Below are 23,075 nucleotides of genomic sequence, written 5' to 3'. Positions count from 1 at the left end.
AAACCTATCACGGAAAAACAAAAAAGCCTCATCGAATCCAAGTCCAAGAAGAAAGGACTATCAGGTAACGAGTCCTCTCAGAAGATCATCAACAAGAACATCGATGAACTTACAGGGGCAGAGGCGGATCTAGTTATAAAATCAATTTTATAATTATAGTATGATATTCGAATAACAAGGAGTGTAGTATGGACCTATTTCCAGAACATCCAGGAATAGAACTGAGAAATATAATCAAACAAAAGGATATGAACATCTCTGAATTTGCGCGAATGATTGAAGTCTCTCCATCACGCATCAATGAGATTGTTCATACAAAAAGAAGCATCACCCTCGACACCGCCATAAGACTCGCCAAAGCACTCAATACAACAACAAAATACTGGATGGAAAAACAGGTAGATTACGATATAGCTCAATTGAATTCATAAGCAGTAAATACATTATTTGGGTACAAAAAGAGGATCGACGGGAAAAAGTCGATCCTCTTCATATGGACGTAAAAATTTCGACGCATCGAAATTGTGATAGACATTATCGTCAAATTATACATCTGATTTGCACGGTGTCAACAAAAGAAGCTCTTCTTTTGACATACTGTATATGCAATACATCACCAGCACTTGAGGAAAAAAAGTATTCTTGACAAGATGCCTGACTTCGTAGACCTATCTGCAATAATTGCATGATATAAACTAGTTTCGACTTGCTCTGACAATCGACTATTAAAAAGAAAAAGGACCTCCGTTTTGATGGACACGCAAGCCCTCCATTAACTGGACGCCATACTCAAGGAATTCCCATAAAAAGTTTTAACGAAAACATCATCAAGCACAAGACTGGACTTCTTAATCGGGCGAATTAGGCAATAATTTGTCGAGTTTGCTATGAACTTTCTGCTCATGACAGGCTAGGGTAAGCAACAAACTACGTACTATTCTTTGCCTCACAAAACATGGGGATTATCCGTTCAGCTCGACAACGGCGTAGAATACTGCGGCAAATAGGAAACTCACGCCTGCTACTTTATCTTGTTGGGAAAGGCATCGAACATCCCCACTCCAATGTACGGTATCCCCAAATAAACGGTTCTGAGAACACTTCTACAAGACAATTCTGATGAGTCTTACCAGGTTACGTTTCGCCACAACTCTATAATTACCTAGAAGATCTCTAAAGCAATCTAGCCTTATTAGTATTCGTCCGCTACTGTTCAAACTATGAATAGTAGGCATAGAAATACTAGACGTCTCGGAAAGTTCTCTCTAACTCACTCATATCAGAAGACAAAGACATTTTTAGTTTTATTTACGATCTCAGATGCAGATAGATTTGGGTCCCTAGTAAGAACCGAAGGTTTTAGGCTTGTATAAAAAGCCCCGAACCAGAAACGGCTAGCTACTAACTCATGGGTTCATACGACGGAAACAATTTTTCAAATCTTCTAGGCAGATACATGTCCATCAATTCATCTTCTAACTATGGTTTTCATAGCTCCCTGAAACAACTATTCAATTTTACTTCTCTTCTTTTTATCTCTTGAAACTAGCACTATTTCTGCTAAACTAACGACGATTTTAATCGTGGTGAGTGTATAAAATGAGCAAATTCAAGTTTTCTGGGCATCAAACTTTTTCTCTACGATATGGCTGGCTAGAAAAAGGCTTTAGATTTTGCCAAGATGCTTCTTGTTCCTTCTCTGCCCCTGATGCTCTTGTTCATCTTGGTGTTGGCAAAAATATGGTTAGCAGCATCGAGTATTGGTGTAAAATTGCAGGGTTACTAAGCCCTACAGGAAAACTAAACTCTTTTGCCAAACGAATTCTTGATGAAAAAAACGGCTGGGATCCATATTTAGAAGATGATGCATCCTGGTGGCTCATCCACTGGAAGATTGCTACTAATCCCGCATACCTAACCGCTGGAACTGTGATTTTTTCCCTGCTAAGGCGTCACGAATTCTCCAAAATTGAGCTCAAAGAATATATCGAAAATAAAATTATCTCTGCTAATGAAAAACGTATATCTTCAACTATTATCGACAGAGATATCGAATGTTACATTCGTACTTACAGCGCCAAGCAGCACACTTCCAAGTCGAAAGAAATAAAATTTGAAAGCCCCTTGCAGGATCTGCATCTGATTGAACCGCTTCCGTCAGAGATAGGAAGCTATAGATTTAATATCGGTCCTAAACGCTCTCTCCCTCCACATGTGATCGGCTATGCCATCTGGGAACGGCTTCATATCACCGAAAGGAAACAGATGTTCCTTAAAGAGGCTCTTCACGGAGAGTATAGCCCAGGTCAAGTATTTATGCTGGATGAAAGTTCATTAGAAGAAGCCATTAACACTTTGCTAGGACATCCCAAATTCAGTAAATTTTTCAGTTTAACAAAATCGTTGGGATCTCCGGCGACAGTACACTGCAATCTGCCCGATGGTTTAATCCTACTTGATGCTTATTATAAAGGAGATACCACATGCAGCTATTAACTTCCCTGCTCAAGGTTTCTCCCCGCTACCAAAGGGCGATCAACCTGACTGCATCGGTCGACTCCGCCTGTAGTCTTGACGGCTACATCATAACGCCGAATATTTTGGAAGCTCTGCAGCGAATCATCGGCTGTATTCATACAAACTCAAGTCGTGCCTTTTCTCTGTACGGCCCGTACGGGACGGGCAAGTCCTCCTTTTCAGTATTCCTTTCACAATTGCTGGGGCAGGATAAAGATCTTGCTAGCAATGCCTTGTCATTTCTTGAAAATACCTCTCCTGATCTTATAGAAAGCTGTCGGCAAGCCCGAGGAAATGGCTTCCTTACCATCTCCGTAACCGCCCGCAAACAGGCTCCTGGTCGTATCTTCTGTGAAAGCATCGCCGCCGCGTTAAACAAACTGAAAGCAACTGACGCCATAATCAGTCTCAAAGATCATCTAGCCAACATTCTGTCCCTAGAACTCTGGAAAGATTCCTCAGTAGTTCTTAATGTTTTTAAGGAACTGACCTGCCAAAGCCAAACACAGGGTTTTTCTGGCGTCCTCTTTATTTTGGATGAAGCAGGCAAGATTCTCGAATATGCCTTACAGGATAATATCGACGGAGACCTTTACCTCTTCCAAGAGGTCGCCGAACTTGCCAATCATCAGGAATTTCCTTTTATCCTTTTGATCTCCCTACATCAGCTCTTTGATGAATACGTCGAATTGGCTGACAAAACGATGAGGGCGGAATGGAATAAAGTACAGGAACGCTTTGAGTCTATCCCCTTTGCCGAATCTGGTGTTGCAACCATGAGGATGATTTCTGCTGCAATTCAACATCCTCATGAACTTCCGACTCCGATACTCACAGCCATTGACCATGAAGTCCATCAGATCAAAGCGGCAAATGTCCGCCTTCCCATAGGCTTGAGCGAAGAAGAATTCCGAAATCTCTCCGTTGGAGCTTGGCCCATCCATCCACTCTCACTACTCATTATGCCGTGGCTGTTCCGCAACCTTGGTCAAAATGAGCGTTCCATCTTCACATGGTTAAGCAGCGAAGAGCCACATTCTTTCCAGCATTTTATCCATAGCCATAGTACAGATGACGATCACGGCTTCATCCGCCTCGCGGAATTCTATCGTTTCTTCACGGTCAACTTCGCATCCAGTCTTGCCCGGCTTCCCCAGGGGCGTTCTCTCCTAGCCGCTGAGGCTGCCATCGAAGAACACCCAAGAATGAGCGAAAGCTGTATCCGACTTCTTGAGACCATAGGCATTCTCAGTGTGCGCGGCATCCTTTCTGCGCATGGAAAAGGACGAGATCTGCTGACCTGCGCTGTTTCTGAGCCCCAGAATATTGACCGCGATATAAAAATACTGAAGCAGTCTTCAGTCATTACATACTATCGCCTCCACGACAGTTACCGTATCGGCGAGGGTAGCGATATCGATATCGCAGAGCGTATCGAAGAAGCTCGATCCCACCTCAAAAACGATCATGAAAGTCTGCTGAAGACATTCAAACGTTTTCTATCCGAGAAATATATCGTAGCTCGCCGCCATGCCTTGCAGACAGGCACGCATCGCTATTTCGATGTTTCATTTGTAACGAATCTAAGTAGTCATTCTACGAAAAAAAATACCGATGCCTGTGGACAAATCGTTGTTGTACTCCCCTTTCGCAGCATAAGCACTCTACGCAAGGAAGCTACTCAGGCAACAAAACTCGACGACACTATTGTTGTGGCCATCCCTCACCAGATGGATGTACTGCTGAATCTCATTGAAGAGATGGCCTGTCTTGAATGGGTCGCAGAGAATACACCAGGACTCCGCAACGATAGAACCGCACGACGCCAGCTTGATCTTCGTCGAGTTGAGTGCAGCACCAGCCTTGAAAGACAAGCTCAGTGGGTTCTCGATCCTCGTCCTGCCCCTGCGGGCAATGCTTGCCGTTATTTCTATAACGGCGAAGAGCAAAACATCGAAAACTTTACCGGCGTCATTCGCCTCGTTTCCGATATTTGCGACACGCTCTACAACAAAGCTCCTCGCATACTCAACGAGCTCATCGCCCGCGACAACATCTCTTCTGCCGCGGCCATGGCAAGACGCATCGTCATGGAAGGCATACTTGAGCGCTCACATCTAGAAAACCTCGGCATCGTTGGTTTCCCTGCAGAAATGAGTATTTATGCCTCTATACTCAAGCAGGGTGGCCTCCATATCTATGACGAAAAAACTCAAACATGGGTTCTGACTCTTCCTGAAAAGGAAAACGATCGACTCAATCTTCGGCCATGCTTCGAACTCATGGAGCAGGAAATCTTCAACTCAGAAGCAGAACGCGTTGAGCTCACAGCCTTGTTCCAGAAAATGGCCGACCGTCCATACGGCATTCCAGAGGGGCTGCATCCTCTGTTATTCACCATTTTCTGGTATCTGCATCGTAAAAACCTGTTCCTCTACCGCGAAAACAGCTTCCTTCCCGATCCGAGTCTGCCTCACTTCGAGCTCCTTCAAAGACGCCCCAAACTGTTCAGTGTCTCCGGCATCCGCATCTCTGGAGCACGCCGTCAGCTCATCGATAAGCTTGCTATGATGTTGGACGTGGAGTCAGACACTGTTGCCGTGACAAAACAGCTATTCGTAAGAATGTTCAGCCTACCCGTCATTACACAGCGCACCAACAAGCTGGAAAATCAATCTGCACTGAAAATGCGCAGGACGTTTATGCTGGCCCAAGAGCCAGAGAAACTCATGTTCGTCGATCTACCTCTCGCACTTGGCAGTACCCCCTTTACGGATATTGGCCTAGCTCCCTCTCTTGTGGATACCTATGTACAGCGACTGCAAGCGTGCCTGGACATCTTTGAAGGCTTTGCCCCCAAGCAGGAAGAAACCTGCCGGAGCATCCTGCTGAGTGCCTGTGGACTGGAAACAACGGACAACGGCTGGAAAGAGCTGGTCGATATATCCTCCAAACTAGCTCCACGGATAAAAGATGAGGAGCTCTCCCCCTTCTTGGCCAACGTAGTCCGCAAAGATGGTGTCTCTTCTGTTCAGCAAGTTCTTTCTTTTATTGCTAAAAAAGCATTTGAACAGTGGTCTGATGCTGAAATCGATCGTTTTCCTGAATTAGCAAAAAACATTGGTGAAAAATTCAGATACTACTGCAAGTTTGCTCTTGGCGATATCCTACTTTCTCCAACGGAAAAAGAAAAAACAGGAGAAGTAGTTGACCAGATCAAGAAAAAAATACAAGCATTAAAGAAAAAATACCCTGAAAAGGTCGTTCGTGCGGCCTTGCAGGAATTCATACTCAACTCGGAGGAATAGCCATGGGCTGGCGAGACAACATCGGCAAAGAAGGGCGGCATATCGTCTGCCTGTCGGGCGGTAAAGACAGCTCCGCTCTCGCTGTTTACCTTCGCGATAAAATACCGAATCTTGAGTACGTCTTTTGTGATACTGGAGAAGAACTTCCTGAAACTTATGATTACATCTATAAGCTTCAGGATTATCTCGGAAGAAAAATTGTCTGGTTAAAATCAGACAAAGACTTTAAATACTATTTAGACCTATTTAATGGCGTCTTACCTGATGCAAGAACACGATGGTGTACTCGAGTTCTTAAGCTCGCGCCGTATAATACTTATATAGGTAATGATTTTGTTTATAGTTATGTTGGCATCAGAGCAGATGAATTAACGCGAAAGGGATTTATTCCGACAAAAGATACGCTACAAACAATTTTTCCATTTATTGAGGACAATATCGTTCGATCCGATGTGTTTAGAATTCTAGATGAAGCGGGTCTTGGCCTTCCTGAGTATTATAAATGGCGGTCTCGCTCAGGTTGTTTCTTCTGTTTTTATCAACAAAAAAGAGAATGGGTCGGCCTTTTAGAAAACCATCCTCACCTTTTTCAAAAGGCTCACGAGTATGAAAAAGATAATTTTACATGGAACGAAGGGGAAAGTCTTCTTGAATTAGCAAGGCCTGAGAGAGTTAAAGAAATCAAAGAAAATTATAAAAAAAGACTCAAGGCAGCGGAGAAAAAATTCGTTCCCAATCAGCGTCTTTGTGATCTCTGGAAAAATTCTTAGGAGACCGACATGCTCACCGCTTTAAATCGCATATCCTCTCTACGTGTTGGGAGTAAAAATGGAAAACGTTCACCTCATAAGCCTGCCTTGCTTTTAGCTCTTGCCCATCTTTATGAAGAAGACGAATCAATAGAAAATAAATTTAAAATAACTGATAAATTAGAAAATCTATTTAAAAAATATGTTAATTTATTAGACCCAACAATACCAAATAGTATGATTTTAATAGAATATCCATTTTTTCATCTTCAAGGAGATGGCATATGGAATATTAAGTATAAAACAGGTCATGAGCATATTGTAGAGGAGCTAAAAAAAGAAGGCAAACGCTTCACAAAATCAAGACTTCTAGAACATATTGAGTTTGGAAGCTTTGATTCAGAAATAGATATTTTTTTACGAAATAAACACAATCGAAAAATTTTTATGGACACTATTGTCAGAAAATATTCAATTAATGATTTCCAACAAGTTGAAACATTATTAGAGTCTTCTGGCTCTAATCCTTTCATTGTCTACCTCAACACAATGCAAAGTGTGCAAGGCAACAATACTGGAGCGTTAGCCGAGTTTCAGGCTCAAAGCGAAAACTTCGCTCTCATCGAGGAAGAGCATCCTCTTGCAGAGCGTATTTATAACGAGCTGATACAAGGGCGACATGTCATCCTCACCGGTCATGCGGGTGACGGCAAGTCTACTATTGCTCTGGAAGTGTATAGAAAACTTGCCAACCTTCCCAAAAATGCCAAGCTCGCACTCTCCCCTGTCATGGATGTAACAGGGAAAAATATTTCCATAGTTAAAGACCTGAGTGAGAACAAAGATACCGCTGGTCTTCTCACACAAATTCTCACGTCGACTCGTACATTTCTTCTGGTATCCAACACCGGTGCCCTCTTAAAAATGTTCAAAGAAAGCGGTGAGAACACGCTTGAAACCGAAGCTACGCTTCTGAGGGAATTTAATAAGGAAAACGGTAAATTCATCTATAAGGGGCGGGAATTCAGTATCTATAACCTCGCCAAACTTGACAACCTTCCGCTAGCCAAGCGTGTTTTCCAAAAAATGTTGTCAGATGACAACTGGCAATATTGTCAAAGCTGCTCCTGCCGGGATTATTGCGTTATCCTGCGCAATCGCAACGCTCTTACGGCAAATAACAGCCGAGGTGTAGACAGGATATTCCTCATTTATCAGCGCCTGCTGGCCTATGGACAAAGACTCACCATGAGGCAGCTCATGGAACATCTAGCTTGGACGCTTACAGGCGGACAGGACAGGTGTGACATTGAAGCAGATGCGAAAACCAATATCGGCAAAGTTCATAACAAAAGTTTCTTCCATCTTTTTTGGGGCAACAATGGTCAGGAGGATCTCAAAGAGGCTACGCAGATGCAGGCAATACGTGCTCTGCGTAAAGCTACGTTCGGGTCGCACCTGTCCCCTGAGCTTGAGCGCACTTTATGGACGCTTTCCAAAAGCTTGCCGCCTTTGCAACTCTCTCCCTTGTGGGAAGAATACGCTGGTAAGCTAAGGAAAGCTGGTCTGCGCCTCGATTCTTCTGCAAACGCGGCAAAAAGCCGGAGCACCTTGCGCAGAATTCTCTATTTCATGGCAGACGGACCTCACTTTGAAAAAGATATCGATCAGTATCTCGACTCCATCTACACGAGACGCTGGCAGGTCTGGCAAAAAGAAGGTCAGATAAGCCCGTTAGAAAAAAAACGGCTTGCAGATAAGATATTTGCCGTACTTTATGAGCAGTTCTCCGGCCATCAGTGCGATGAGATGCAAAATTCTAAAGTGCTGTATCTTACCCAGCACAGGAATGCCGTCGGTCTGCGCCAAAGCGTACAGCTTCTCACTGCACAGATACGCATTGATGATGAGTTCGATACCCTTCAGTGGAAGAAATGCCCTTCCATTATAGGCACAGAGAATAGATTCGCTTTGAGCTTACCTTCTTGCCGAGATGCTACCCTAAGCCTCGACCTTGATATAGCCTTTCTCGATTATGTCGAACGTCGCTATCAGGGAGAATTGGCAGGTTCGCTCAGTGCGGCGTATACGCAGCGGCTTGAAACCTTTAAAACGGCTCTTGCAAGTCGCAACCGTCAAAAAGAGCAAATCACGCTGGTACGCACACTTGCTGACAAAAATACCAGTTTGTATTCCTGTCTCTTCAATAATGGAAAATTGGTGGTGCGCAAATGAGTAAAGAGATAAACCCCGCAGTGAGGCTGTTCGGCAACAGAATATATGCAGACCAGACAAGCCTTGAGTTCCTGCACGAATTCCTGCTCATCGCCAGTGCACCCAAAACTTGGCACGAGGATAGCGACACCTTCAAATCCTGCCTTCCTCGCTATACTGCACTTGATGAGTGTCTCGAGGACGGTGCTCGGCTGAGATATGCTCCGCGCGCCAGACTGGATCTAAAACTTTTTTCCTTTCTGGGGGCTAGTCGGCTTTCCAGCCGAGATCCCGCGCATCTTGAGCATTTAGATGAGCTCAGGGATGACCTCGCAAAAAAAATAGTGCCGGAAGGCGACATTACCGTCAGTGATGTGCTGGACAGTCTTCGTGATCTCTTCCTCGGACTGCAGGGGGCTGGCAATGGGCGTACATGGTGCGCTCAGACGTTCCTTCCTTTATCACGGAGAATGCTGAGTAAAGAATCCATATGGAAAGCTAGTAAAGCAAAATCCTTCTCCTACTGGGGAGAGGCACTAGATAATTTCTCCCATACACAGCATCTTTTTCTAGCTCGAGGAGGCGAAGTTTTCTATCTTCAACTCTGTCTTGCCTTGAGTCGATCTAAAGGCGAAGTGACCGATCTCATCCGTGAAGCCAAGCTTGAGTTCAGCACCGAAGAAGCCGACCCGGCACAACTCCATTTCAAGCTGGAAGAAGGTCTCACTCGCCTTCTGGACTCCTCTCTACAGCTGGACGAGCTTGCAGCGTTCATTGAAAACAACGATGAAAACGAAAGTGCCTATAAGACGGATCTTGAACGCCACTTCGGAATTGAACGCCCACACTTTGTGAGCACAGAGGCGTATCCCGAAGCATGTCCGAAAGAAAGCTGGAAGATTGGCTATGTCTTCGCTGTGGAACTTTCCCGCATCCTAACTCTGAAACTCGACACTCTCGAATGCATTGCACGACTCGAGATGCTCTTTGACCTGCATATCCTGCGTCACCTCACCTATCTGTCCGCCCAGCGGATCAAAAACGAAAAACTCCCCTTGCCAGCAACTGGCTGGGCTACAGCTTCGTCACATCCCCCGAAAACTGCACCATCCCCCGCTTAAGGAAACTCTCCGAGGTCAGTTTCCGCCATACGGAGCAGATGATCTATACCGCCGTACACTCATATCTCCCTGAAGACGATGACGAACGCAAAAAATTTAACGAAAGCAGTAAATACCGAAATGACTACTTCAAAGAAGCCGATAAATCACACGGATTTGCGGTCTTCAGAAAGATAGGCAAAAGCATGGGCTTCATTGTACCACGCAAGGGCAGCGGGGAACGACTCGTGCTTACAGAAAACATTCTTCGCACTCTCGTGCTGACACTCGTACCGGCAGAGCACGACATCACCTACGATCAGTTTAAAAAAGAAGTCTACCAGCATTTTGGCATCGCCTTTGACCGCGACTCCATACGCCTTGCCATGAAAGAGACCGGAAACGCCTGCGATGATCCTAACTACAATATCGATGCTTGGGTGAGTACTCTACTGGAACAGGCCGCCATGCTTATCCCGCTTTCTGACTCCTGTTCCCTCGTCCACAATCCTGTTTCTCTGAATACGGACTGACCATGAAATATTATACGAAGACCTTCCTCAAAGCCTTTGTCCAGCAGGTAGATCGTAACAGAAATTCTGCGACGTCGAAGATCACGCTGACCATGCCGTCTCTCGACGCCGAACAGATGCTCGACATCGCCGGAGCCGTAAGAGAAGAATGTTCTCGTCGTTACTCCGATCTCCATCTCAACATCAAGATGGCGGAAGAGATGACTGCTGAGTGGAGCGAACATCAGCGTGATGAAGCCCGTTCCTACGGATGGCTGGAAGAGGGGCGCAGCCTTACTTCCTATCGCAATGAGACACCGAACGAGAGGCATTCTGTACTCCTGCTCTGCGGTATCGATAAGATACAAGACCAGGGTAGTCTGAGCGATTTTCTCTGTCTCGATACAGATTATCTCATGGATAAAATCATCGGGAAGAACTTCAAGGCTTGGGAAAAGTTCATCCTGCAACAGGCAGCACTTGATGATACCGGAGGTGACGCGCTCTGCCATATTCTGCTGCTCGTCAACGATCTGCCTGGTGCCGGCCTTATCGCGCTCAGCAATTGGTTGGATAACCTCCAACTTAAAGACTGTTCCAGCCTGGTAGAAATCAGAGGGCGTATGCTTTCAGGGCTGTCGATTTTCAATATGCCCAGATTCACCTCTTACGAAGGACAGATCAAAAAATCAAAGAAACTCTCTGAATATTTTGCCTGCGCACGAGATCTATTTATCTTCAACAATATCAGTTCGACTCGGCGCAAATCATACTCGGAGGCTCTCTCACGGGCTAACGAAAAAATACAAAACGGTGAGCTTGAGATCGATCCTGCCTATCTTGGCTCTTTTGGTTCGGCTGAGGAACTCATTGACGCTTTGCAAAGCTATATCGGAGACAGAGATTACGGCATGAAGAGCAAACTGCTCTCCTGCGATTTTCCTGTCGTTTATGAAAAGCTCCTTACCGGCAAAAAAACGACCAAGCCCAAAGATTCCATCAGCAAATTAAGCGGGTACCCTGTCAACGCCATATTGTCTGCCGTGTGGAAGCTCTTCCAGGCTTTCTGCAAGGAAAGGGCGTGGCAGGAAAAGGAAGTCCTCAGCTCCATATCCATCACCGGCATTAGCTACAAATATGGCTATGAAGACAATATAGCTGGCAGCGCGGCGGATGTCGCAGACCTTGCCAAAGAAGATTTAAACAGACTCATCGGCGGTATTGATGAAGTCATCACCAGCCGTCTGCACGTCCCTGGACTAGAGGATCTCGATGTTTCTTGCAATATCTTCAAAGAAATCGAGTGTCATGCCAAAAAGAAAGCAGCCTCTGAACTACAGTTCCGAATCCAGCTCGCCGGTTCCTGCAACACGATTTGCAAACAGGATTTCATCTGGAAGATAAACGCCTCTGACGACTATCGTCTCGCTATCGAGCTGATTGAGCAGTGTGTGCGAGAAATGCCTGAATCAGGACGCTATCTCCCCTTCTTCCATCTGCGTTACTACGAAGAACTACTCGCCTCTTCCAGCGAAGAAGACAGTCGCGAAATACTCCGCCACTGTCTCGCGGAAACGAACGGCGCACGTACAGTCAATATGTGCCAAGGGCTGCAGAGCTCGGGTTCCCCCGATCCTCTACTCCCCTATATGATTAGACTTGGCAACATCTATCGAAAATTCATGCAAAAAGTTGCAACGGAAGGCCTGCTCAGAGTTTTCTATGCCGAAGGTCAAGACCTATGGCGTGAACTGCAGGACACATATGCCTCGACTTGTGATAAAGCGGCAGAGATGCATATGGAAGAGAGTAGCAACTTCTGCTTCATGATGATGCGCGCTTTCCTCATTACTCAGGATATCCACTCCGAAAAGCGGGAAGTCTGGGATGAATGTGAGTCTTCCGGCATTGTTACCATCTTGCATCCTACTCTCTTAGAAATGTTCGATGCACAGATGATCTATCTATTCGCGGGCTTTGGGGCCGCCTGCGCTAAAGCACTACAATTGCCGCCTAAGAATTTCCCTAAATTGCTCTGGGAACGATATATCTCCCTTGCAAGCATACATGCCCCTATTCAGGCTCTAAAAAAAGAGCTCAATGGCGATATCGCTGTAGATTGTCGCGGTACCGGACTCATACACAAGATCGGTCAGGCGGAAGTTTCTACGGACAACCTCCTCTCTACACGAGTCTCTCTTGACCCTGTCGAAGTCGCGGATGAAGTCAAAAGCAGCGAGCTATTTGCAGCGTCCAACGACTCCGAGATGATCTTTCATGTTCTGAAAAACTACTATCGAACCCATCCTCATGCATGGGATGGTATACACCTTGCTTTCTTCAGAAGCACCGATATCCAGCCCGTTATATCGGCAATCCATCACTATCTCCAATGGCTTGCTGAGGATGAACATTACGATAAGAGCGATCAGGACAAATTTCTCAACCGAGGCTCTTCATATCAGCTCAGAATAGATTTCTATACTGACAAACGTGATGAAGCTGATATTGCCGGTTATATCGCGCAGTGGAACGAAGTCTGGCAGGAAAAGATCTCCTCCGATCCTCGTTCCCCATACAGCCGAACTCGTAAAGTCATCTCTCATAAGATACTGCCCGTCAAACAAGGACATGACGCAAATATAAAAGTCCTCAAAGATATTGGCTTCAACGCCAACATCGCATTTTTCAGCGATGTCACACTTTATGGCAAAAACTTTGCACACTTTATCTACAACACATCGAGCCTACCCCCGCTGCATTCTCTTCGTTTTCCGATACTTGAAAAGAAAGAATGCTCTATCACTATACAGCAAACTCGAAGAAGCCGTACCATCTCACATAAACAGTTCCGCCTCAGCACCCACTTTTCGAATATGGTCGGGACTTTCTGCCAGCGTGACCAGCGGAACAATTTCATCCGCTCTGAAATCGATCTATCCGACTGGATAAGACTCATTGGCTTCATCCATGACTGCACCGATTGGGTCGTGTGCGTCGACCCCAATATCGATAGAAGGCTCCTCATGTCTACCACGGATCATAGGGACATCATCTCCTTCGGATCTGGCGTAGGCAAGTACGGTGAAGCAAACTACACTGTTTCTACTCAGCAAAGCGATGCCAAAGATCTCATTCGCTCCCTCACTTCCTCACTCGGAGGACTATTCCCATCACAGGCATGGAATGAACATAAGCGCAGTGTCATGGCAGAGAAAATCTATCAGGCCTCAGCAAATCTAACCGGATTGAGCCTTGTCAGAGCGGCATCCCATCAGGATATGCATATACATGATTTTATCGCTCATTCCCTGACATATCGTTTCATTAAGCCAAATGACAATAGCCTCTGCAACATCCTTGTCTCGCTGGATGACTATCCGCACTGGTTTCAATTCTCCGAGAGCAAGAAACGCCCAGATCTTCTCTGGCTCACCGCCGATAAGAGGCCGGATGGTACTCTAAATCTCCATGCTCGCCTTATCGAATGCAAACTCTGCGCGGCGAACCATCGAGAACTTGAAGACGCTCAGATACAAATTAAAGAAGGCTATGAAAAACTATCTCCACTTTTCGTTCCAGGCTCCAAAGCGGGACTCCTCGATGACAGTCAACCCGATAGGCGTTACTGGTGGATGCAATTGCATCGTATTATCAGCAGTTCCATCGAAGCAGAAAATCGCCAAAAAGTCTCCGAGGTCACAATGTACCTCGAAAACCTTGCAGAAGGGAATTTCTCCATTGATTTTGGAGGTGCTATCTTTGCTTTCTGGACCGATCGCGACGACAGCCCTGCCCCGCTCTGCCTGACGCGCTGGAACATCGCTGAAAACGTCCGTGGCGTTCTTTACACCTTCGGCGGCAAGAGCATCGAAGCCCTGATGAGCGAAGATTCCTACAACGCCTCCCGCACCTGGGACCAGTTACTGATAGATTCCGAAGCCGCATCTTTTGAGCTTCCTGAATACGGATACGAAGAAGATGAGCCTCAATCTTGCAACGAAGCTGAAACAGATGATGATCTTGAAGAGGACGAGGACGAGGAAGGCTGGAAAGTCTATTCCCCCGCACTACTCACGACATCAGACTTCACCAACGATTCCATCAGCCTTCAGGACCAAGAAGACGAAAACATCGAAATTGAACCTATCGAAAGAGAGAAGCACACAGTTGGGCTGTCGGCTGAAGCTGAACCAGAAGATGCTATCGAACACGATAGGAATCCTGAATTTTCTGTTGAAGGAAATTCTAAGGATATAGGCGACGATACTAGTACGCCACCTAACAACACCGCTCAGACTAAACTTTTCGACCTTTCCAAAATACGAGTCTATTTAGGCAACACCAGTTCTGGGAAGAAAGTCTATTGGGAATTTGGTCATCCTGGGCTCAATAATAGACATATACTTCTTTTCGGCTCTTCTGGTTGTGGTAAAACATATGCTATGCAATGTATCCTTAGTGAGTTAGCCCATGCCGGAGCTCACAACCTTATTTTTGATTACACTCAAAGCTTCACAACTCGTGAAATAAAAGAAGGCGCTGAACAATTCTTCCCCGAAGAAGCTCAACACTATGTCGTAGAGGAACCGCTACCGCTGAATCCATTCCAGCCACAGCGCTTTCCGCTAGGTAGCAAATTCCGCAATGAAGACCCCATGGATCTTGCCTCGCGAGTCGGTGCTATTTTCCGCAAGGTTTACGGACTTGGGACACAACAGGCTGAAGAGCTTGAAAAAGCCATCTATGCTGGCATAGAAGCCAAGGGAGAAAACTTCACATTCAAAGAGCTTTACGAAGTTTTACTTGCAAAGACAGAAGAAAAAGGTTCGAGTACGATCGAAACCTTGCTTAACAGGATACAGAAGATATTGTTGAAGGCTCCTTTTTCGACGGAAGGAAAGCTAAGCTGGGACGACATTTTCAATTCGGAGATACATAACAAGATCTTCCAATTCCAAGCCATTGACGACTACACCGCGAAAGCCGTTATCGAATTCTTGCTATGGGATCTTTACGCCTTTGTCCAAAGAAACGAGGGTAATGATAAGAAGCCCAAAGTCGTCGTACTCGATGAGATACAAAACCTCGACTTGGATCAAAATGCTCCGACTGCAAAATATGTTACGGAAGGACGTAAATTTGGACTTGCTCTCATGGGGGCTACTCAAACGCTCAAAGGCATTGGGGGAGCCTCTTCTTACACATCGGCTACCCTCCTTCAGGCTACCCAGATGCTTGTCTTCCAACCCAGCAGTACTGAACTAGCAGACTTTGCCAAATTCCTCCATGACAAGGATGGTAACTATTCTGTACAAGAGTGGAAAAGTCGTCTCGGCAGTCTGAATAAAGGCGAATGCTACTTCGTTGGCCCTGAACTGAACGAGACTACTGGCAGCTTGAGACAGACTGTTCGCAAAATTAAAATTGCTTCGTTCCAAGAGAGAGACTTCTCATGAATTCCCAAAAGTCTTCCCTTCTACCCCTTCGCTTTCATTGTACCTTTAAACCTGAAAGGAACCACCTTCATTCGTTAATGGCTTTTGTCGCCTCTGGCCAAAAAGGGACTCCACAAGAAATAAGCGAAGCAACGAATATCCCCATGGGAAAAAGCACTGGAAAAGTAAAACCTACCATTGGCTACTGCACAGGTATGTGGTTGATTACCAATTCTTCAGAAAAACAAACGACGGGGGTCAAGGAGTTCATGCTTACCCCCTTCGGGAAAAAAGTGTTTCTCGAAGATCCATATCTGAGGCTTCCTATCACCCAATGGATAGCTCACCTCTTCCTTTGCCATCCTCTATCAGGAGCAAAAGCCTGGGTACATACCTTTGCGGATGGTTTTCCTACGCCCTTGGGTTGGCAATTCACACCTGAGCAACTTCAGACACACCTTGCGTCCTTTTTTGAAGGCAAGAATCTCGATGGTCCTATGATAGGCATGTATAACGACAGTGCCTCATTTGAACTATGCGGAGCTATCAAGAAAAACGGTAAAGTACTCGAACGAGTCTCTCCGCCGATCACTGAAGAAACCATCGCAGGATATGGAGCATGGTTTCTTCAGTTATTAGATGATTTTTTTCCTGATACTCATCAAGTTCCCCTCTCTACCTTCCAGAAATATACTAAGTGGACAAACATCACGGCATGGACAACTAATGAGCAACTTATGCTGTTCACGCAATGGGAAAGTAGAGGCCTCATATCCATCGATCGACATATGACCCCTTGGCTAATCATCCGTCGCTGTACTGCCGACCAGGTATGGCCGCATATTTACGACGACATTCTGTAAGGAGTTAATTATGGCTACCGTACTTAACGATATTGTTGCTTTTAGAAAGGATAAATTTTTCAACGGGGCCATAGACACCGATTGGTTTTACTCATCGCCTGAAAAAGCTGAGGATGCTGCCCAAAACTTCGTCTTCCACGGGCCTGAGACACATGCCGTAAGTGCCTCAGATATCCGCTCTTCACATCGCCTTGTCGATACTGCATCATTCGCGACTTCTCTTATGAAGAGGAGCTTTGGACTAGATGATCAACCATTTACGCTCGTTATTGCCGGCTACGGAACTGGCAAATCCCATCTTGCTCTGACCCTGAGTCAACTATTCCATGCCCCAAAAAGTGAAACAGCTTCTAAAGTTATTTCTGCTCTAAAACTTGCCAGTCCATCTCTAGCAAAAGAAGTAATATCCTACATAGAAGAAGATAGTCGACCAGTTCTTGTCATTACACTTAATGGACTGAATCAAGTCAATCTTCTTTCAGAAATTACGCAAAAAGTCCTCAATCAGCTCAAAGCTGATGGTCTTGATACCTCCGATGTAGATGAAGTGTGTCCTCGCTTCCAAAACGCTATACGTCTTATTAAACCTCTTAATGCCGACTACCAAGCTGAACTAGTTGCCTCAACACATCACACGAGCATAGAGAGTATTGAGGTTGCACTCCTTCAACATGAGGAAGAAACGTTCAAAAATGTTTATGACTTCCTGCAAAATCGTGTTGGCATTACTATCGACACCTCCAAAGCAGAGACACTTAAATCTCTATTTGAAGTCATCTGTGACCATTACTGTGGCACTGATAAGTTCTACCGCTCCTGTATGATTTTTTTCGACGAGTTCGGTAAATATCTTGAATTTTCAACGGTCAAGCCTCATTTAGCAGGATATGGTATTCTCCAAGATTTATTTGAAGCCGTGCAGGCCCAGGACACTCTCATCAGCTTTATAGGATTCATTCAATATGAACTAAATGCTTATGAAAATAGAAGTAATCTTTCTGCAAACGATAAAAGTGAGATGAAGCGATACATAACACGATATGATTCTGCAACAAAAATTTATCTGTCAACCAATATTGAGACTATTATAGCAAGCCGCATTGATATAAAAGGAGATGCACCATTTCTTCGTGACACGTCTCTCATAGAACAAAGTAGGCTTACTATCAATACACTTTTTCCAAGCTCTCGTGATAGTTCAACATGGACTAATAGTGATATTTTCAAAAAAGTAATTATAGAAAGATGTTGGCCTCTGTCTCCTCACGCCATGTGGTTCATCTATTACTTATCGGCGGCAGGAAAATATTTACAGGAAAGATCAGCTCTTTATCTTCTCGACGAGGCCTTCAAAGTCAATGGAGATACTGTAATTAGCTCTATTCCCCGAATAGGTCTTCCTCCCGTATCGCTGTGGTCAAACAGTCTTTTGGAAGAGCTCCAAGCCGCTGAAGAGGCTGGACGACTCGGAGGCACAGCCCTTGCCTATACTACTATTTCAGATAAATACGGTGAAAGTCTTAGTAAGCGTGAGATTAATATATTACGAGCTATAGTAATTAGTACAAAAATAGGTCTTGTTTGCAAGGAAGAGTATCATGCAATTAGTGCATTAGAGATTATTACAGGATATGATCGATCCGATATAACTAATGGTTTAGAAATTTTACTTACAGAATACAATGTTATTGAGTGGGATAGCTCTATCAATAGATATGAACTTATCAGCGATAGAGGTCCACTTCTTGAATATCAGAAATTAATTAGGCAAAAATCATATAATTATGATAATAATAGTAAAAACATGCTTTTTGCAACAATGGCACTGAGTGAATGCGAGAATTGTCGAGACTATACTACTTCATTTGGAGAAAAATATAACATTCGAACAAAAGAATGGAGCTTCTCTGCTGTGGCTGCGCACAGCCAAAACGTCATATCGCATATCGAAAATGCCGTTTCCGAGTGGAAAGACAATTCCTCTTATGACAAAGCTAAGGGACGTATTATCTATACATACGTCGCTCCTCAAGAAGATCTTTCTGCATTAAAAAGCGATCTACTCAAAAAACTTCAAGAAAAATCTGCTCAACTTGAGATTCCCTCACTACCTATCATTTGCGTTTTACTTTATGACGAGGATGGAGAACTCGCTCAAAATCTTACTGAACTTGATATCATAGCTAAGCTTGATGATTCTGAAAAAAGAAAATTTTCAGGTATTATCTCTCAGCGTGCTGAAAAGATTAGATTTAATATAAAATCAATACATTTCAAGTTACTAAAATGTAAAAATTATATATCTCTAATTCGAGACAGTACAAAAACTCGCCTTGACGACATTATGACTCAACTTTTTGAGGATCTATATCCCTCTCCTCTTACATTTCCAGTTGATGGATTTTCAACTTCACGTGGCAAAGCTCACACTACTTGCGCTATTCTAGCCAAAGAGTTGCCATCAGGACGGGTGAACAATACATACCTCCAACGTCTTGAAAGCGAACATAAAAACAGGGCCTGGGAACTTCTGCACCTGTCTTGGCAGGTCGTAAATGATAGAGGGGTTTCCCTAACTCCTGGCTATAGTCTACTTAAAGATATTTTCCGTCGATGGCATTCTGAACTTGAATCACAGCAAAAGCTGACACTCGGCACCCTTTATAAAGAGCTCATTTCTCCTCCCTACGGAGCAAACCAAATTTCTGCTCAAGTTGCAATATCTGCCTTTTTGGGAGCCCTTTCAGAGGAGATCTTCATACAACAAGGAAATGACTCGCCAGATACGCCCGCCAACTGGAGCCTTAAAGTCTTTAATGGCAAAAACTTGCCCACTCCCAAGTGGGACAATGTGTACCTTATCCCTGTTGGAGATACTCCTGAAAAATGGAAACAACTTCTGGATGAATGGGCTTCTGCAGAGTTCTATTCGCATCGTCATGAACTTGGCCTACGAGCTACTGAGCTACAGCAACAACTCACCCCGCCTCCTCATCTTCAATCCGGCATATGGGATATGGTCCAGGACGGTCAAAATGCATACCAGAAGATTCTTGTCTACGAAAATAAACTCAAGGAGGCAGAAGACAAGCTAGACAGAGTTAAAAACGAACATGACGCTTATATGCTCCTCTCTGGAACATACCGATTAAAATCACTTCTTAACGAAATGGAAAGGGAAAAACATTGCTGGACGTCGCAACAATTCAATGATGTTCAAACTCTGTACGCCAAAGCAAGAGTCCTTGTCCAAGACTGGTATCCCTCGCTTAAAAATCAAATGGTTCCTCGAAGCTACGTCCCTACCGCAGCTAAGGACTATATGGAAAAGTCAGAGAAAGTTCTTAGAAATCTAAAAACAATTGAACTATTATCAGAAGCTGAAGACTTCAGACAGGATCGTGAAAAAAAGATTCACGCCTTTGAGCTATATGCGGCTGCACATGAAGATGTTAATGCAATTAAAACGGAGGTATTCCGTCTCCATATGCGAATACCGGGGAGCTCATTTTCAGAGCTACAACACATGGTAACTACATCTCAAAACTATCTTAATAAACTTTCTAAGTATGCTAAAATTATTCCTACGCAAGCCAATGAGGTTGAACTACTTGTCAAAGAGCTTCAGAAAAAAGTAACCGAGGAAAGTAAGGCACTGAAAGCTTGTATTTCTGACATTCTTTCACCTAGCTTTAGAGATCCGGCCTCTGCTAAAATTTATGCCTCTCAGCTAGCAACGCTTATTACAAAGGCCGAAGGAGAGCGCAATTACCAAGATCTCTGCGACATGCAAAAAGTCGTTACCGCCTCTCTAGAAGCCTATTCGGAAATTGGACTTATTTCAGGCAATGAACGAGAGTTTACAGATGAACTATCAAGGATAGTCAACTCCTGCCAAGAGGTCATCGATGCCGCAGAGCTTGGTTTGTCTGCAGAAGACTTTCTCAGAGAATATGCTCGGAATGTTGCCTCCAAAAAGCAGCAAAAATATGACGTTTGGTGGCAAAAAATTTGTGATGAGGCTAAAAATCTCTCAACACTAACGACCGCTCAATGTCTCGATTTAAAACGAAAGTGCGAAAATGGACCGTTATGTTGGACAGAAAAAAATAAAGCTGACCTAACTAATCTTATTCTTAGTATCGAAAAAAGGTATGAGCAAAATAAAATTGAGCACCTTATCGCAGAGTACAAATCGCTTGATGATAATGGAAAGCTCGAATTTATGAGACTGATTAAAGAATTAGAATAAATTATAAGGATCAGGTTAAGCATGTAACATGCTTGACTTGATCCTTAGTTATAATAATTCAGACTTGATCTGATAGTTGTCCTTTCTGAGGATGTGTCCTATCCGATTAATTAATCTGTTTGACCTTTTAGATCTAAAATTTTTCCTTAGTAACTCTCATCTACTTCAACTTCGCCTCTAACAGGGGCTTCCGACTCACAATGGCGAGCGATTCTTTCTCTGAAGGAAGCTATGAGCGGCAGAGACAGACTTCTCTTTTTTATTATTCTAGAGGATATCATACCCAAGCCCCGGATATCAGAAATATTACTCAGGCTATGCTCACCGTCCAGCAACTTCAATTTGCTATAGGATGTGCCAAGAATCTGCTTATTGAAAACAAGGACAACTCACCAATTTGTTTTACAACAAAATTGCTCAGGTTTACTTGGCCTAGCAGTCTACTTAACTCCTTTGTCCGATATAATATAGAATTGTAGTCATACTCTACTTTTCGACCACTTCCCAGCTTTGTCTACCACACTTAGGACACGAATATCGTTTACTTACCCATACAGCAATCTCATCAGAAAACGCGGCAACTGCAACACCACCGGTAACTAATGCTACACAAATAGGGAGAGCAAGTCCTGTTCCAGCAAAAAAATAGGCAACCCAAGCCCAAAAACCAAATCCCGATACTGCGCCACCAAGGACTTTAAGAATGAAACGCTTATCGATTGTTTCCTTATAGCCACATTGTTTACACTTAATAAACATAGCTACCTCAGAATTAAAATTTCTTTCGATTATACATAAAAATCAATACATATAATCAAAACTTTTCTAATTGCATTTGAGTTATACTTTCAATAACAACTGAATATGCAGAGACAAAATTCAGTTAACACCTGTGCCACTTAATCTTGCACTGGTAAAAATACACTTGCAACGCTGGATGGTACTTTCTGACTTAACTTACGTTTAACCTCTCCTTTTTTATTTCAGCTTTCAGAGAGTTTGGTCACTAATCCGCTTTGTCCTAAAATTTTCTCTTAATATTGGCTAACTGTCAATAAATGGTTATTAGTCCATTCTTACCCTTTTCAAAATCTCGTATCGTTTTAAATCCTAAAAAGGAGTTGAACGTGTCGAGAAAAAACAAGGAACCTCTTGCCATAATCGTCGGTGCTAATATCTCCGCCAAAAGAAAACGTAAGGGAATGAATCAAGTTCAGCTGGCCGAACAGCTAGGAATTGGTCCAGACTCTCTGTCTCGCATTGAAAGTGGTATTACTGCTCCTAAATTTCAAACACTTGAGAAGATAGCACAGGTGTTGGAATGCCCAGTGGCAGAGTTATTTTTATATAATGAAGAAGGTGTAGTCTTGGATATTACGAAAAATTTTAGTGATACTGAAACAGCTATGAGTGAAATAATAATTCTGGCTGAAAAGATTATAAAAGTTGCAAAATGTAAAAAATAATATTTATTATTCACTAAATTACAAATATATATCGTCTTAAGAAACAAGAAGAAGGTCGTGCATTCCGCATGGCCTTTTTCTTTTATGGAGTTTCTTATGAATACGTCTCAAGACATCACAAAGCTTGCTCAGGCTATGCTCATCGTCCAACAACAACTTCAACCGGCTATAAAGGACGCAAAAAATCCATTCATTGGCAACGAATACGCCACACTCAACTCAGTCATGGAATCCTGCCGTGCTCTTCTTTCTTCCCAAGGTATCTGGCTTACCCAACTCCCATGTTCTGCTCCTGTAGAACTCGGACCAGGACATATCGGCTTAGAAACTCGTCTCATCCACGCTGAGTCCGGTCAGTGGATTTCCAGCACAGCTATCATCCCTCTGCCGAAAAACGATCCACAGGGGATGGGCAGCGCCATCACCTATGCCCGGAGGTATTCTCTCGGCGCCATTCTCGGTATCGTGACGGAGGATGATGATGGAAATGCAGCCTCGATTACTCCAAAACAGGCCAAAACGCGAATAAGGCCTATAGAAGCCGCTCAGAGACAAAAAGGCACTTCGGAAAGCTCTTCATCCACGAACAAAATTTTAGACGCCTCAAATCGCCCCGTATCGCTTCACCAAAATCTGCCAAAAATCGACGGCGTGAG

The 23,075-nt window shown here is 44.1% G+C and carries 13 protein-coding genes and 1 pseudogene; 12 read left to right on the top strand and 2 right to left on the bottom strand.

Annotated elements, in window-relative coordinates:
• Positions 1-188: 188 nt before the first annotated feature.
• The 10 genes from Q0J81_RS12060 to Q0J81_RS12015 all read left to right on the top strand — a co-directional run bounded on the left by Q0J81_RS12060 (position 189) and on the right by Q0J81_RS12015 (position 20,953).
• The gene (locus Q0J81_RS12060; RefSeq protein ID WP_294448183.1) at positions 189-431 is read left to right on the top strand and encodes a HigA family addiction module antitoxin; all 243 of its coding nucleotides are present in this window, start codon (positions 189-191) and stop codon (positions 429-431) included.
• Positions 432-1,599: 1,168 nt separating this feature from the next.
• Positions 1,600-2,496: a DUF4007 family protein gene (locus tag Q0J81_RS12055; protein WP_294448182.1), complete on the top strand. Its 897-nt coding sequence runs from the start codon at positions 1,600-1,602 to the stop codon at positions 2,494-2,496.
• Positions 2,484-5,825 (top strand): hypothetical protein, encoded by a 3,342-nt coding sequence (locus Q0J81_RS12050; protein ID WP_294448180.1) that lies wholly within the window; start codon positions 2,484-2,486, stop codon positions 5,823-5,825. The genes Q0J81_RS12055 and Q0J81_RS12050 overlap by 13 nt, the downstream gene beginning before the upstream one ends.
• Before the next feature lie 2 nt (positions 5,826-5,827).
• Positions 5,828-6,595: a phosphoadenosine phosphosulfate reductase family protein gene (locus Q0J81_RS12045; protein ID WP_294448177.1), complete on the top strand. Its 768-nt coding sequence runs from the start codon at positions 5,828-5,830 to the stop codon at positions 6,593-6,595.
• A 9-nt stretch (positions 6,596-6,604) separates the two neighbouring features.
• Positions 6,605-8,809 (top strand): hypothetical protein, encoded by a 2,205-nt coding sequence (locus Q0J81_RS12040; RefSeq protein ID WP_294448175.1) that lies wholly within the window; start codon positions 6,605-6,607, stop codon positions 8,807-8,809.
• Positions 8,806-9,909 carry a hypothetical protein gene (locus Q0J81_RS12035; protein WP_294448172.1) on the top strand — a complete coding sequence of 368 codons (1,104 nt, stop codon included), beginning with the start codon at positions 8,806-8,808 and terminating at the stop codon, positions 9,907-9,909. The genes Q0J81_RS12040 and Q0J81_RS12035 overlap by 4 nt, the downstream gene beginning before the upstream one ends.
• A gap of 38 nt (positions 9,910-9,947) precedes the next feature.
• A complete protein-coding gene (locus tag Q0J81_RS12030; RefSeq protein WP_294448167.1) occupies positions 9,948-10,421 on the top strand; it encodes a hypothetical protein in 474 nt (157 codons plus the stop codon).
• 2 nt (positions 10,422-10,423) lie between these two features.
• Positions 10,424-15,859 (top strand): DUF87 domain-containing protein, encoded by a 5,436-nt coding sequence (locus Q0J81_RS12025; RefSeq protein WP_294448166.1) that lies wholly within the window; start codon positions 10,424-10,426, stop codon positions 15,857-15,859.
• Positions 15,856-16,701, top strand: a complete 846-nt coding sequence (locus Q0J81_RS12020; RefSeq protein ID WP_294448165.1) for a hypothetical protein — start codon at positions 15,856-15,858, stop codon at positions 16,699-16,701. Before Q0J81_RS12025 ends, Q0J81_RS12020 begins: the two co-directional genes overlap by 4 nt.
• A 10-nt stretch (positions 16,702-16,711) precedes the next feature.
• Positions 16,712-20,953: a hypothetical protein gene (locus Q0J81_RS12015; protein ID WP_294448163.1), complete on the top strand. Its 4,242-nt coding sequence runs from the start codon at positions 16,712-16,714 to the stop codon at positions 20,951-20,953.
• Between the two features lie 149 nt (positions 20,954-21,102).
• Here the strand turns inward: Q0J81_RS12015 and Q0J81_RS12010 are convergent.
• Both Q0J81_RS12010 and Q0J81_RS12005 read right to left on the bottom strand, forming a co-directional pair.
• Positions 21,103-21,186 (bottom strand): annotated as a pseudogene (locus Q0J81_RS12010) (IS1595 family transposase); the annotation flags it as partial.
• Between the two features lie 253 nt (positions 21,187-21,439).
• Positions 21,440-21,712: a hypothetical protein gene (locus tag Q0J81_RS12005; protein WP_294448160.1), complete on the bottom strand. Its 273-nt coding sequence runs from the start codon at positions 21,710-21,712 to the stop codon at positions 21,440-21,442.
• Between the two features lie 368 nt (positions 21,713-22,080).
• Here Q0J81_RS12005 and Q0J81_RS12000 point away from each other — a divergent pair, with 368 nt between their 5' ends.
• Positions 22,081-22,419, top strand: a complete 339-nt coding sequence (locus Q0J81_RS12000; protein WP_294448158.1) for a helix-turn-helix transcriptional regulator — start codon at positions 22,081-22,083, stop codon at positions 22,417-22,419.
• A gap of 96 nt (positions 22,420-22,515) precedes the next feature.
• Positions 22,516-23,075: ERF family protein (locus tag Q0J81_RS11995; RefSeq protein WP_294448156.1), on the top strand; the 560-nt coding region annotated here is incomplete at its 3' end.

It is taken from the genome of uncultured Mailhella sp. (assembly GCF_944324575.1).
Taxonomy (GTDB): Bacteria; Desulfobacterota; Desulfovibrionia; order Desulfovibrionales; family Desulfovibrionaceae; genus Mailhella.
This window is presented reverse-complemented; position numbering and strand designations above follow the sequence as displayed.

Excerpts from the sequence above, each read along its gene's own strand:
- Q0J81_RS12060 (WP_294448183.1), top strand. The coding sequence starts at position 189 with ATGGACCTATTTCCAGAACATCCAGGAATAGAACTGAGAAATATAATC.
- Q0J81_RS12055 (WP_294448182.1), top strand. The coding sequence starts at position 1,600 with ATGAGCAAATTCAAGTTTTCTGGGCATCAAACTTTTTCTCTACGATAT.
- Q0J81_RS12050 (WP_294448180.1), top strand. The coding sequence starts at position 2,484 with ATGCAGCTATTAACTTCCCTGCTCAAGGTTTCTCCCCGCTACCAAAGG.
- Q0J81_RS12045 (WP_294448177.1), top strand. The coding sequence starts at position 5,828 with ATGGGCTGGCGAGACAACATCGGCAAAGAAGGGCGGCATATCGTCTGC.
- Q0J81_RS12040 (WP_294448175.1), top strand. The coding sequence starts at position 6,605 with ATGCTCACCGCTTTAAATCGCATATCCTCTCTACGTGTTGGGAGTAAA.
- Q0J81_RS12035 (WP_294448172.1), top strand. The coding sequence starts at position 8,806 with ATGAGTAAAGAGATAAACCCCGCAGTGAGGCTGTTCGGCAACAGAATA.
- Q0J81_RS12030 (WP_294448167.1), top strand. The coding sequence starts at position 9,948 with ATGATCTATACCGCCGTACACTCATATCTCCCTGAAGACGATGACGAA.
- Q0J81_RS12025 (WP_294448166.1), top strand. The coding sequence starts at position 10,424 with ATGAAATATTATACGAAGACCTTCCTCAAAGCCTTTGTCCAGCAGGTA.
- Q0J81_RS12020 (WP_294448165.1), top strand. The coding sequence starts at position 15,856 with ATGAATTCCCAAAAGTCTTCCCTTCTACCCCTTCGCTTTCATTGTACC.
- Q0J81_RS12015 (WP_294448163.1), top strand. The coding sequence starts at position 16,712 with ATGGCTACCGTACTTAACGATATTGTTGCTTTTAGAAAGGATAAATTT.
- Q0J81_RS12005 (WP_294448160.1), bottom strand. The coding sequence starts at position 21,712 with ATGTTTATTAAGTGTAAACAATGTGGCTATAAGGAAACAATCGATAAG.